This is a genomic window from Ruegeria sp. AA3 (assembly GCF_056542905.1).
The window spans coordinates 18,432-30,755 of record NZ_JBQGAQ010000002.1 but is presented as its reverse complement, the minus strand read 5'-3'; the positions used below and the strand labels follow the sequence as shown (position 1 = coordinate 30,755).

General features: G+C 54.1%; 13 protein-coding genes and 1 pseudogene. 7 read left to right on the top strand and 7 right to left on the bottom strand.

Annotated elements, in window-relative coordinates:
• Window positions 1-73 precede the first annotated feature (73 nt).
• From ACR0JR_RS04655 to fsa, 4 genes are all read left to right on the top strand, one after another.
• Complete coding sequence (locus ACR0JR_RS04655; RefSeq protein WP_170474723.1) at window positions 74-1,144, top strand: ABC transporter permease; 1,071 nt, start codon at window positions 74-76, stop codon at window positions 1,142-1,144.
• Window positions 1,144-1,926 carry an ATP-binding cassette domain-containing protein gene (locus ACR0JR_RS04650; RefSeq protein ID WP_170546283.1) on the top strand — a complete coding sequence of 261 codons (783 nt, stop codon included), beginning with the start codon at window positions 1,144-1,146 and terminating at the stop codon, window positions 1,924-1,926. Before ACR0JR_RS04655 ends, ACR0JR_RS04650 begins: the two co-directional genes overlap by 1 nt.
• A 107-nt stretch (window positions 1,927-2,033) precedes the next feature.
• Window positions 2,034-2,594, top strand: coding sequence for a nucleoside/nucleotide kinase family protein (locus ACR0JR_RS04645; protein ID WP_480455218.1), 561 nt, complete (start codon window positions 2,034-2,036; stop codon window positions 2,592-2,594).
• A gap of 97 nt (window positions 2,595-2,691) precedes the next feature.
• Window positions 2,692-3,345 carry a fructose-6-phosphate aldolase gene (gene fsa / locus ACR0JR_RS04640; RefSeq protein ID WP_480455217.1) on the top strand — a complete coding sequence of 218 codons (654 nt, stop codon included), beginning with the start codon at window positions 2,692-2,694 and terminating at the stop codon, window positions 3,343-3,345.
• Between the two features lie 169 nt (window positions 3,346-3,514).
• On the opposite strand, the gene ACR0JR_RS04635 is transcribed toward fsa, so the two are convergent.
• The 5 genes and pseudogenes from ACR0JR_RS04635 to ACR0JR_RS04615 all read right to left on the bottom strand — a co-directional run bounded on the left by ACR0JR_RS04635 (window position 3,515) and on the right by ACR0JR_RS04615 (window position 6,124).
• Window positions 3,515-3,730 (bottom strand): hypothetical protein, encoded by a 216-nt coding sequence (locus ACR0JR_RS04635; RefSeq protein ID WP_480455497.1) that lies wholly within the window; start codon window positions 3,728-3,730, stop codon window positions 3,515-3,517.
• 5 nt (window positions 3,731-3,735) lie between these two features.
• A complete protein-coding gene (locus ACR0JR_RS04630; protein WP_480455496.1) occupies window positions 3,736-3,873 on the bottom strand; it encodes a hypothetical protein in 138 nt (45 codons plus the stop codon).
• Window positions 3,874-3,917: 44 nt separating this feature from the next.
• A pseudogene (locus tag ACR0JR_RS04625) lies at window positions 3,918-4,079 on the bottom strand (SAM domain-containing protein); the annotation flags it as partial.
• A 503-nt stretch (window positions 4,080-4,582) separates the two neighbouring features.
• Entirely contained in the window at window positions 4,583-5,224 is a 642-nt protein-coding gene (locus ACR0JR_RS04620) for an NAD(P)-dependent oxidoreductase (protein WP_480455216.1), read from the bottom strand.
• A 12-nt stretch (window positions 5,225-5,236) separates the two neighbouring features.
• Entirely contained in the window at window positions 5,237-6,124 is an 888-nt protein-coding gene (locus ACR0JR_RS04615) for a DMT family transporter (protein WP_480455215.1), read from the bottom strand.
• A 77-nt stretch (window positions 6,125-6,201) separates the two neighbouring features.
• Here ACR0JR_RS04615 and ACR0JR_RS04610 point away from each other — a divergent pair, with 77 nt between their 5' ends.
• Window positions 6,202-6,711 (top strand): MarR family winged helix-turn-helix transcriptional regulator, encoded by a 510-nt coding sequence (locus ACR0JR_RS04610; RefSeq protein WP_319544354.1) that lies wholly within the window; start codon window positions 6,202-6,204, stop codon window positions 6,709-6,711.
• 162 nt (window positions 6,712-6,873) lie between these two features.
• Here ACR0JR_RS04610 and ACR0JR_RS04605 read toward each other — a convergent pair whose 3' ends face one another.
• Window positions 6,874-7,860: an aldo/keto reductase gene (locus tag ACR0JR_RS04605; RefSeq protein WP_480455214.1), complete on the bottom strand. Its 987-nt coding sequence runs from the start codon at window positions 7,858-7,860 to the stop codon at window positions 6,874-6,876.
• A gap of 81 nt (window positions 7,861-7,941) precedes the next feature.
• On the opposite strand from ACR0JR_RS04605, the gene ACR0JR_RS04600 reads away from it, so the two are divergent.
• Both ACR0JR_RS04600 and ACR0JR_RS04595 read left to right on the top strand, forming a co-directional pair.
• Window positions 7,942-8,769 carry a LysR family transcriptional regulator gene (locus ACR0JR_RS04600; RefSeq protein WP_480455213.1) on the top strand — a complete coding sequence of 276 codons (828 nt, stop codon included), beginning with the start codon at window positions 7,942-7,944 and terminating at the stop codon, window positions 8,767-8,769.
• A 196-nt stretch (window positions 8,770-8,965) separates the two neighbouring features.
• Window positions 8,966-10,120 carry a hypothetical protein gene (locus ACR0JR_RS04595; RefSeq protein WP_480455212.1) on the top strand — a complete coding sequence of 385 codons (1,155 nt, stop codon included), beginning with the start codon at window positions 8,966-8,968 and terminating at the stop codon, window positions 10,118-10,120.
• 817 nt (window positions 10,121-10,937) lie between these two features.
• Here the strand turns inward: ACR0JR_RS04595 and ACR0JR_RS04590 are convergent.
• Window positions 10,938-12,320 carry an FGGY-family carbohydrate kinase gene (locus ACR0JR_RS04590; protein ID WP_480455211.1) on the bottom strand — a complete coding sequence of 461 codons (1,383 nt, stop codon included), beginning with the start codon at window positions 12,318-12,320 and terminating at the stop codon, window positions 10,938-10,940.
• Window positions 12,321-12,324 lie beyond the last annotated feature (4 nt).

Genomic DNA, 12,324 nt, shown 5'->3' with positions numbered 1-12,324 from the left:
CTCTCACCAGCCAACTGAAATTTCCTGTACACTGATTTCGTGGGCGCGATGCCAGCCACGAAAAGGGGGAGATATGTCTGAAGCAAACCAAAACACCCAGGAATTCGAAACCGCCGCCAGTGCTTCAGAAACCGTGGCGGAGTTTGAAGATAACCGGCGTGGTGTTCTGGGGAAGTTGCAGCATCTTCTCCACGTCAATCCATCCTTTGTGCCATTGATCGTTCTGGTTGGCGCGATCGTGATTTTCGGCTTGCTGCTGGGTTCTAAGTTCTTCTCACCCTTTGCGATGACGCTGATCCTGCAGCAGGTTCAGATCGTGGGCATCGTAGCTGCAGCGCAAAGCCTTGTCATTCTGACCGCCGGCATCGACTTAAGCGTCGGAGCGATCATGGTGTTTTCATCCGTCATTATGGGTCAGTTCACCTTCCGCTACGGCATCCCCGTACCCATTGCGGTGATGTGCGGGCTGGCAATGGGTACGCTAATCGGGGCACTCAACGGCTGGCTGGTCAGTCGCGTAAAGCTGCCGCCCTTTATTGTTACGCTCGGCATGTGGCAGATCGTTCTGGCGACAAACTTCCTGTATTCCGCAAACGAAACAATTCGGAGTCAGGATATCGAGGCCAACGCCCCGTTCCTGCAATTCTTTGGCACAAAATTCAGCATCGGTGGTGCGACTTTCACGGTTGGTGTGATCTTCATGCTCGTTCTAATATTCGTGTTGGCTTATGCGCTCAAACACACGTCCTGGGGCCGACATGTCTACGCGGTGGGGGACGATCCCGAGGCGGCCGAGCTATCCGGTGTGAACGTCCACAAAACACTGATGTCCGTCTACATGCTGTCCGGTTTGATCTGTGCCTTTGCGGGCTGGGCTTTGATCGGGCGCATCGGATCGGTCTCGCCGACCTCCGGCCAATTGGCCAATATCGAAAGCATCACTGCGGTCGTGATTGGCGGTATCTCACTGTTCGGCGGGCGTGGCTCCATTCTGGGGTCCCTGTTTGGGGCACTGATCGTCGGCGTCTTTACTCTGGGGCTCAGGCTTCTGGGCGCGGACGCGCAGTGGACCTTCCTGCTTATCGGACTTCTCATCATCGCAGCGGTCGCAGTCGACCAGTGGATCAGAAAGGTATCGGGCTAATGTCAGACACAACTCCAGTCGTCCAGGGCCGCGGGATCGTGAAACGCTATGGCCACGTCACTGCCATCGACCATTCTGACTTTGAACTGCGCCAGGGGGAAATCCTTGCGGTTATTGGCGACAACGGCGCAGGCAAGTCGTCCATCGTCAAGGCAATTTGCGGCGCCACTATCCCAGACGAGGGCGAGATTCTGATCGAAGGGGAAAAGGTCAACTTCACTTCTCCGATCGACGCCCGAAATATGGGGATTGAGATTGTCTATCAGCAGCTCGCCATGTCCCCTGCTCTGTCGATAGCCGACAACATGTTCATGGGGCGCGAGATCCGCAAACAAGGGTTCATGGGCAAATACATGCGTCAGCTTGACCGTCCAGCGATGGAGAAGTTCGCCCGTGAAAAACTGACCGAGCTTGGGCTGATGACTGTACAATCGATCAATCAGGCGGTCGAAACTCTCTCTGGCGGCCAGCGCCAAGGCGTAGCCGTTGCGCGTGCTGCCGCCTTTGCGACGAAGTTCATCATCATGGACGAACCCACGGCTGCTTTGGGGGTCAAGGAAAGCCGCAAAGTGCTTGAGCTTATCCAAGACGTGCGGGCGCGTGGTATTCCGATCATTCTGATCAGCCACAACATGCCGCATGTTTTTGAGGTTGCTGACCGCATTCATGTGCATCGGCTGGGCAAAAGGCTCTGCACCATTGATCCCAAGGATTACACGATGTCCGACGCGGTGGCCTTCATGACCGGTGCCAAGGAACCCCCAAAAGAGGACGCCGCGTGATCGATCAGGATGCAAAGCGCGTTTGTGACCTTATTTCCTCCCGGAGGCAGGTAGGGGTTCGGACGATTGTCGCAATCGCCGGCCCCCCTGCATCCGGAAAGTCGACTTTGGCAGAAACCGTGGTGCAATCGCTGAACGCGCAACAAAGCTCTGCGGTTCCTTTAGCCACGCTGGTGCCCATGGACGGTTATCATCTGGACAACCGCGTGCTGGAAACGCGAGGCTTGCTGGCCCGAAAAGGCGCGCCGGAAACCTTCGATGCAGTCGGTTTCTGCACTGCAATCAGAGGGCTGCAATCCGCGCAGCATGAGTCCTTTCTTCCTAAATTTGACCGCCAAATGGACCTGGCCATTGCGAATGCGATTGCCGTTCACCCGGAAACTCAGACTTTGGTCGTAGAAGGGAACTACCTTTTGATGAATAGCGACCCGTGGAGGACGCTGGCAGATGTTTACGCCGCAACGGTTTTTGTCAGCCCCACATTGGAGGAACTCGAAAACCGGCTCCAGCATCGCTGGATCAAGCATGGCTTTGACCCGCAAACTGCGCTGCAACGCGCGAAAACGAACGATCTGCCCAACGCGGAACACGTTATCCGTGATAGCAGGAAAGCGGATCTCACACTGGACCAGAATTACACCGAATTCGGGATGCGCTACGCGTTCTGACCCCGCGCAATGAAAGCTGAAACGATCCGTTGATGCAAACGCCTCTGGGCGATTTCAAGTGCAAGCAAAATCACCTTATACACGATGAGGAAAGCTCATGAAATTCTTCGTGGACACTGCAGAAGTAAACGACATAAAAGATCTGATAAACTTTGGATTGTTGGATGGCGTTACTACCAATCCAAGCCTGATCGCCAAGTCCGGCCGGGACTTCAAAGAAGTCATTGCCGAACTTTGTACACTGACGGAAACGCCCGTGTCAGCAGAAGTTGCAGCTTTGGATACAGCTGGCATGATTGCGGAGGGAGAGCACCTTGCCGCGATTGCCGACAACGTCGTCGTCAAACTGCCTTTGACACTAGATGGCCTCAGAGCCTGTGCACATTTTAAAAGAGAAGGCATCAAAACAAACGTCACACTCTGCTTTTCACCCAATCAAGCGCTTTTAGCGGCGAAAGTCGGAGCGACCTATGTATCTCCTTTCATTGGCAGATTGGACGACATTAATCTGGACGGAGCCGATCTGATCCGTGATATCCGTACCATTTACGATAACTATGGTATTGAAACGGAAATCATTGCTGCATCCGTCAGAAGCCCCAATCATATTACAGAGGTGGCATTGGCCGGATCAGACATAGCCACAATCCCACCGTCCGTTATCCGCAAATTGGTCATGCATCCATTGACCGATACCGGCATCGAGAAGTTTCTCAATGATTGGAACTCGACTGGGCAATCGATCCTTTGATGGATTGCCATTTTGTCTGGGAGGGAACGGCCTGTACCAAATGTTTTACGGCTGAGCGGCAAGGCTGCGCTTTGAGGAAGTAAACGCTCAAGGAGAGTCTTTCGGCTTTGTCAAGCAGGTCAATCTTAGTGGGAAATTGTCGGAACTCCTCTTAATGGCGGCATGAACACTACTGCCCAAAGGAGACATCCAACTTCGTCGCCAGCGCTGCTGGGCTGCCATCGTGACCAAGAGTGAAGAGCCCAAGCCCGTTTCGGCAACTGGCGCTGAAGAACTCAAACTGTCGCATGGCCTGATCCATCAACCAGTTACGGTGATTGAAGGTTTCAAGCCAAAACCCCGGTTCGGAATGCGCGCCGGGTGGCAGAGGTTGGTCTTTGATCATCTCTTTCATCCCGCAAGAGGAGTAATGTAGCGCGCCCCGCGCCCCGGCAACAACGCTCGCGTCGCGTGCAGAATTGCGTTCGTGCCAATTCCATGCAGATGATAGGTGTCTTCAACCGTACCAGCCTGTCCAAAGTGTTCCACCCCAAGGGATTCTGCTCCTTCAGCCCACCACTAAGACGCTGGATAACAGCCCAAACCTTGCGTTTTGGAACAATTGGCAAACCCAGCTCTACGAGGTCTTTCTCTGTTAACTCCGGAAGAGTCTCAAAATCGATTTCGACGCCGTCGAAATCCCTTGCGTACTTTTCTAAGCCGAATTCAGCCAGCCAGCTTGCGACATCAGGCATGCACAATTCTCCACGGACTCAGCTTGCCTAATTTTGATATTTTCACAGAGCTTTTTGGATCTGTTTCAAAGTTATTGGGAAGTAAGACACTTTATCCAAGCTCGAGTAGAGTTGCCTTCGGAAGGTGACCCTCCATGGGCTTTGGTCCAACAATGGTGCTTATCAACGCCAATGCAGTTCTAGTCATGAATCCCGGCCGGAATATTGCCTTTGTCACGCAAACACTCTCGCCTGTGACTTTCTATTACCCGTTTCCTGCGATCTATCTAACGGCCCAAAGGAAACCTCCATCAATCTGAGCAACTCTGCAGTTCAGTTTCCTGAAAACGAATGTTTAGACCTGAGAGTGGCATTCAGGTCAGGCGCAGGACTGCATCGCGTAAGAAGCTGCGTCGGCCCTGCAGCGATCAACGTCTTGAGTCGGCGGACTGCTCCCTTTAGGAAACGCCCTGCCTGCTAGCCGGCTGGCTGGACGCCCTTTCCATAGCGCTCTGAGACGAGTGTTAGTAACCGACCGTGAACCCAGCACGCGGAAACTTGGTTGATTGTGCCTCATCTACCAGCGCAACAGCAAAATCTTCCATCGATATCTCTGATTTGCCAGCTTCATCAACGAGCAGCGTGTCTGTACCGGTTCTGAACGCGCCTAGGCGTTGACCGGGCTGCAAGAGGGCGGACGGGCTGGCATAGGTCCAGTTTGCCGATGTTTCAGTGGCGCAGAGTTCCCATTGCGCCATCGATGCGCGGGCAATCGGAACGATGTCTTCAGGTAAAAAATCGGGGTCTGACAAAACCGTATGTGGACTTCCGTTTGGCAGATGGAGTCGCGCGGCGCCACCGACGATGATCACCCGAAGGCCCGTGCGTGACGCAGCATTGAGGATCGAACGTGTCAGAGCGACAATCTCGCCTTCGCGCCCGGGCGGAGAGCGCAATGCGCTGATCGCCATTTCCTGCGATTCCATGGCGGCGGCGAGGGCTGCGGGGTCTTTCGCATCCGCGATGACTGGCCTGATGCCTTCCGGCAACTTGGCAAACGCTGCCTCGTTTCGGACAGCTGCTGTTACGTCATGCCCGCGTGCGAGCGCTTCTGTTACGACGCGAGAACCGACATCACCGGTGGCACCAAATACTATGAGTTTCATGGAAGTTCTCCTTTATACTGGATTACGGATGGGATGTTTCGGAAGGTTGGGCGGGCGGACGCGCCCCGCCCTTTGTCCAAGCCAAATTGCGGCAAAAACAAGCGCGGCCCCAGTGATCTGCATCTGTGTCAGCGCCTGACCCAGCAATGTCCAGCCGATCAGGACGGCGGAAAGCGGGCTCAGAAAACCAAGTACCGAGACGGCATCTGGCTCTATCCGAGAGATGCCGCGGAACCACAGGATATAGGTGAGCGCAGCCCCGATGAGAGCAAGGTAAAAGATGCCGGAGAGGTTTCGTGCATCCAGTGGAGGAAGAGGCGGCTCGATGAAGACGGCCAGAAGCACCAGCAACAGACCGCCGGCGGTCAGTTGCCACGCGGTGAAGGTGAGTAGCGACACGGGAGGCTGCCATTTCCGGGTCAGGACTGTACCTGCGGCCATTGAGGCCGCTCCGCAAATCCCGGCTATCAAACCGATTGGATCAAGCGATATGCCGGACCCCAAGACGAGCAGTCCAACACCTAGGATGCCGATCAAGGCGGCCAGCGCCGACGCTGCTCGGATTGCGGTCCCGAGCAGCGGTGCGGCAAGGAATACGACGATCAGCGGCTGAACAGCACCGACGGTAGCCGCGACCCCCCCCGGTAACCGGTAGGCTGCGATAAAAAGAAAGACCCAGAAAAGCGTGAAGTTCAGTGCGCCAAGAATAAAGATGCGCAGCCACCAATTACCTTTCGGCAATCGAGGAGCCAAAACAAGCAGCAGCAGGCCGGCAGGCAGAGCGCGCAGGGCGGCCATCGTCACCGGATACCCGACAGGAAGAAACTCCGTCGTCACATAGTAGGTGCTGCCCCATACCAATGGCGCAATGGCTGTGATTCCAATGTCGAGATGTCTCATCGCAGATCTCCATTATCTTGACGTCAAGATATACTGCTTTATCTTGACGTCAAGATATAATCCCGCAATATGTATGCATGGACCACGTAGACCGCATCATTGCTCAATGGAACAAGGCCCGGCCCGACCTTGATGTCGGACCGATGGAAATCATCGGCCGGCTATCTCGTATGGCTACCAAGCTCCGAAGTGAAATGGATAAAACCTGGAAGGCACATGGGTTAAACGCCGCCAGCTTTGATGTCCTGGCGACCCTGCGCAGATCGGGTAAACCTGATGGCTTATCCCCTGGCGAGTTGCTGGACCTGACCATGGTGACCTCTGGAACAATGACCAATCGTATCGACCAACTCGTCAAACGCGGCCTTGTCGAGCGAGTGCCAAACCCCGAAGACAAGCGCGGGTTTCTGATCCGCTTGACCGAGACCGGTTTTGCGACAATCGAGGATGCCGTTGGCGATCATGTCGAAACACAGCATCATCTTTTGCGGGGGCTATCTCCGGCGGAAGCCGAAGATTTGAACAAGCTATTAAAGACGCTGGACGAAAGAATGAACTCAGATAGTGGGACGAATTCACGCGAATGATCGTATCTCTGGGTGCAACACATAACCGCGACCTGTTGGCCTTATGTCGCTCCGATGCGGACGGCCCTAAGCAGACCTTGAACAGAAATCTGAAATGCCGCGTTAGCAGCCCGCGTTGCCGACATTCGCGGCAAGCGCACAGATTTGATACAGTTCTTAAAGTTACCTGGGGCGGTCTGGCTCGTTGGGATTGCGCGAAATCAAGCTTTCTATTTCGTTCATTGCTTCAACTGGCAAGGCACCAAAGGTCAGTGCTCCCGAAATGCCTTCAATTTGTTCTTCTGTCCGAGCGCCCGGAATCGGTACGTATGTTTCAGATTGGCCCCATATCCACCCGAGAGCCCCTTGCACAAGCGTTCGGCCATCGGTGGTCAGCAGATCCCGAACCGCTTCGAGTTTTTGCATGAAATCAGGGTTTACCCTTCCATCCGAATAGTACTCCATCCAGCTTTCACCGGATGCGCGCACGTCGTTTGGTGCCATGACACTGTTCCGATTGTACTTGCCCGAGAGCAACCCCATCGCAAGAGGTGAGCGTATTAGGGATAAAAGCCCTTCCTTTTGGACAACCTGTTGCATGCGGGGCGCATCGAAAAAGACGTTCAACACGTATTCCACCGCCTCAAAACCATCACGTGTTGAGGTCACTCGGGCACTTTCGGAATGGTCAGTGCTCCAACCATAGGCGCGCAACTTGCCAGCCTCTTTAAGCCGGTCCAGTTCGTCAAACACCGCCTCCGCCTGGGCAATTGGCATATCGTTCACATGCAACAGCAAGAGATCGATCCGATCCCGTTCCAGCCGCGACAGGCACCCATCTACGGCGGGGCCCACCTGATCCGGGGTGAAGGGGTCAAACGAAATCTGCCTGCTTGCCTCATCGATCCCAACCCCGATCTTTGTGACAATCAGGGCGTCGGGCCGGTGCCTTAACGCTTTGCCTAACAAACGTTCAGAATGCCCCGCGCCATAGGCGGCAGCGGTGTCAAAAAGTGTGATTCCACCATCCAGTGCGGCGTGGATCGCACGTATAGAGGTTTCGTCGTCCGATCGGGTGTAACCCAGCGACTGTTCGCCCCAATACATCTTGCCGCCGATCGGCCAGCATCCCATACCAAGGGGTGAGATTTTGGTGTCGAGAAAGTTCATTTGTGGCCCTCTTGACTGATCCTCCAGAAATAAAGCCACGACTCTCTTTTCATCAATAACACAGAATGTAATCTTCATTTCATGAATGAAAGTAACTTTGACTGGGACAACCTGCGGCTTTTCCTAGCGGTTGCCAGAGCGGGAGGGCTTGGACCAGCTGCTGAACAGACCGGCAAGAGCGCACCCACCCTGGGCCGGCGCATGATCGAGCTTGAGCGCAACCTGGGAAGCGAGCTGTTTCACCGCAAACCGCGAGGGTATGACCTGACCGAAGACGGGCAAGCGCTTTTGAGGAAGGTCGAAGGAATCGAAGCGCGTGTCATGCCTGTCACGGAAAGCAGCCTTGCCACCGCGCCACCTTTGGTCAAAATCTCGGCCGGGAGTTGGGTGACAAAGGTTTTGATCGGCGCGTTCGGAAGGCTTACCCGTTCAATGCCGGTTCGGCTGCGATTCATCTCGTCAGAAGAGGTGTTAAAGATTGGACACCGGGAAGCCGCGATCGGCATTCGAAACCGCCGACCAGAAGAGATTGGCCTGGCGGGTCGTAAGATTGGGCGAGTTCGTTTTGCGGTCTATGCTGCGGATGAGAGCATTTCGACCTGGGCGCGCGTGATGTCCAAAACACCCTCGGCCAGATGGCTGCGGGCGCACGCGCAAGAGGACGACGCAATCGAAGTGACGGCGCCGCAAAATGCGCTTGAGCTTGCAAATGCAGGTCTTGCCCGGGCGGTTCTGCCAACTTTCATTGGAAACACCCAGCCGGGTCTGAAACCGGTCTCACCTTTGATTGACGATCTGGAACATGATCAGTGGCTGGTCACCCATCATGAAGATCGGTTTCTTGCAGAGGTGCGGCATGTCATAGATCGCACCCACGCAGTGTTGTCGGAAGCTTGTGAAAACGGATGAACTGATGCTGCAAATGCCTATTCACCTAACCGTTCCATCAACCGAGCACACCCGCATCGGTCTTAAGAGACGTAAGGGCGGAGTTGTTAATTTTCGGTTAAAAATAACAACTCTGGGAAGCCGGAAAGCTGCCCTAATCTGAACTCATTCCACCGACAATCTTGGTTAAGCCGGTGGCAATAGCGCTTTGGTTTAGATGATGAGAGCGAGAAGGAATTTTGTTTTGTTGAACTTTCTGAGAGTAAGCGTTTCCGCGCTCGCGTTAACTGCTTTCGTAGCCGCACCCGTCGCGACCGTTCTCACTGCCGATTACGCCTATGCGAAAAACGGCAACGGAAATGGTGGGGGCAAAGGTGGTGAAAAAGGCGGAAATGGAGGCGGCAAAGGCGGCGACAAGGGCGCTAAGAGTGGGGCGGGCTCAGACAGCAAGCTGAACCGGAAAAGCAGAAAGTCTGCTAACAAAGGTGATAAGTCAAAACGCAGCGGTCGTTTGGGCCGGGCTGTCAAAGAAGATTTTCAAACGCTAGGCCGCAATCTACAGAAGAACGGGATCAAGGGCCTATTCAAAGGTAATAAAACCAAGCCGGTAGCAACGAGCGCAAAAAAGTCTACTGTTAAGCCAGTACAAAAACCGCAAAGCAAGAAAACAAAAATTGTCGGCGATGGCACTCTCGCCCCGCGCAATCTTGGCAAACTGAATGGTGCTATTAATTCCAGCATCAACGCAAAGCTCGCGCATATTGCGAACGGTCAGTATGCGAAGGGTTCAGGGCCAGTCAGCCTAGCCGCTAGCCTGGCCGTTGCCGACGCGAATTTCAATCATGTCATGGGTGAAGATTACACTTTAAGCCCAGCAGACGTTAAGGATATTGCTGCAGCTTACGATTACTTGGACGCTGCCTCTATGACGCTGGAAGAAGCCGAGAAGGTTCTTGCCGAGGAGATGGCAAACCCGGGTGTGACTGACCCTGAAGATTTGGCAGACGCTCAAGCGGTTAAAGATGCGCACGACGCAATATTGAACGATGATGGCAATGCGATTGAGCGCCCAACCGAGGATCAATTGGCTGCCGCAGAGGCGGTATATGAAGCAGAGGCAAGCCTCCTGGGGAGTTACAAGGGTGACTTTTCTGAAGACGATGTTTTGGCTGCGGAGCAACAAGACCGCGTCCTAGACGCAGTACGATCCTCTAATCCCGACGAAGAAGCAGTAAAAGCTACGCTCGGCACAACCGATAGAGAAACTGCCCATGCCGACAGCGAAGACAATGAAGAAGTCATTGATCAAACTGCGGGAGAGGATCAAACCTCCAACGAGGATACCCAAGAAGAACTTGCAAATAATGGCTGAAGAACAGTTGGTGTGCCGTAGAAAGTGATGCACTGGCAATATTCGCTTCTGACGATAACCACCTGTCACCAGTGTGTAAAAATGAGAGGTGGTGCGAGGGACTGGCTGAGGGGGTAGAAGCCGGCCCCTCTCCTTAGACTCGAGGGGGTGAGTGGTATTTCTGAACTCAAAATACGGGTTTTGCGAGTTGGACGATATTCGGGGTTTCCCGTAAAGCTGCAAGTTTGTGCGAAACGGTTTGTTTCCACAGCACGAACTATAAGTTTCTCAATGAATTGCAGGCACTATTTTGCCGTAATGCGATATTCACGATGTGGGCGGCATGTCTTGATTTTAGCACTTTCTAGTTTTCAATTTGATTTTAGGGGGTTACCTAGTACGGCGTGTCGCCCAACGACCAACACGCCAAATTCTCAAAACTGCAAACTGCGTTTATAAAATGTCAGGATTTGTACGTATATTTCTTTTAACGGTCGCAATCAGAACACGTCACTCAAGTATCAAGTTGATGCGGCGCGCCTTGATGGGGTTTAGCGATTCTAATGAGGGGGTACGAGTTCGGCGCGTCGCACTTGATGTCATCAAGATTCCTGTACCATCCGGGCAACATCATAGCGATTGCAAGAGTCGAACGCTGTGCTGATCCGCAAATGTGGCGGCAAAGTTAATACCATGGAGACATGTCGCAAACGACCGATGGTCGAGGATAGAAAGTCAATTATTCTAACGCATTACCGGAGTCCATCTGTTCGAAATCTCCATAGTACACGCTGTCCTCAAATAGTGATCCTCCGGTTCATTCTGTGCGGCAAAGGCGTCATTTCTGCGAAAGCCTAAGCCAGTTTTCAGCATAAGAAAGCAAGCTTTTTCTGAGAGCATCGGGCTGTGGGACGGGCAGTGTTTCGAGGGAAGTGACCGTGCTTGACGGTTCGACAAGCATAGCCGCGCCCTGGCTTGTTCCGGTGACCGATTGGGAAACCTTGATTGGCACATCTGAAACCGCTGCCAGCATCAAAAGATAAGCTCGGTTTGCGGCGAAGGGGCCCTCGACGATGATCGGGCCCTGGTGGCCAATCTCTTCGAGGCAGCGGGATGTGACCAGTGCAAGATAGAAACTGACCGCTGCTTTGCGAAGGGATGTACCCAATGCGGGTTCCGGGCCAATCCAATGTAACTTACGTCCGCGAAATGGCCCGCTTTCCGTGACAACCGCAGGAAGCAACATCGCCTTGTCTTCCAGTATCGTCTGCATGTCGGCATCCGAGGGATTTGGGCAACTCTGGCACCCGATAGCGATATCGTACTCTCGCCCGCCCATGAAGCGGGCCGATGGAACTGCGTCTCCAAGGGCGTTCACATTGATAAGCGTGTCCGCATTCGGGTCGAGCGTGATCGCCTGCCCACCGATCGACATAGCGATAACCCAGGTACCGGTGGAAACAACCGAAAACGGTGGCTGATGGCCAAGAATGTGCGGCAGCAGTGAAGCATTTGAGTCATGAATGCCGCAATGGACCGGTGTATCAGGGTCGAGCCCAGTGTGTGCCGCTATGTCCGGCAAAACTGTACCAAGAACCTCTCCGGGGCGGCGCGGCGGCGCGAGTTTATCCCACACATCAAGTTCCACGACTAACGACGAGAACTGCCCTGCGTGGGGATTCCACAGGTCAGTATGGCAACCAAGCGACGTGACATCCGTTGCCGCGACACCGGTCAATCGGTACCCCCAGTATTGGGGATAGGTCACGATCGTTTTTGTACGCGCTTTCAGTTCCGGATCGACCTGAAACTGCCAATACAGTTGCGCGCCAATGTTAAGGCCCATCGAAAGCCTGGGAGACCCTGTTTCAGAAAACGCAGGTCGAATGGCATCATAGGCATTAGCAAGCGTTTCCGGCCCGGTAAACTCATAATCCAAGATCGGCGCGGACAAGGAACCGTCAGCGGCAAGCAGGGCCACGCACGCCCCATGCGTCGTCACGGAGATGGCAGAGACGCCGTATTCACGATGGAAATCCGCCAGCCCACGCAGGATAAACTCCCAATGCCCTTCGACGTCGAAATGCGGCCATGGGGAATCGTACAGCACGGTATTAGGCCGGGTGATGACAGCCAGCTCGGACATGTTGGTCGGATCGACCAATGCCAGTTTTGCGTTGGTTTTTCCGATGTCGATGACTGCGACGTGGCCCTTAACCATATGC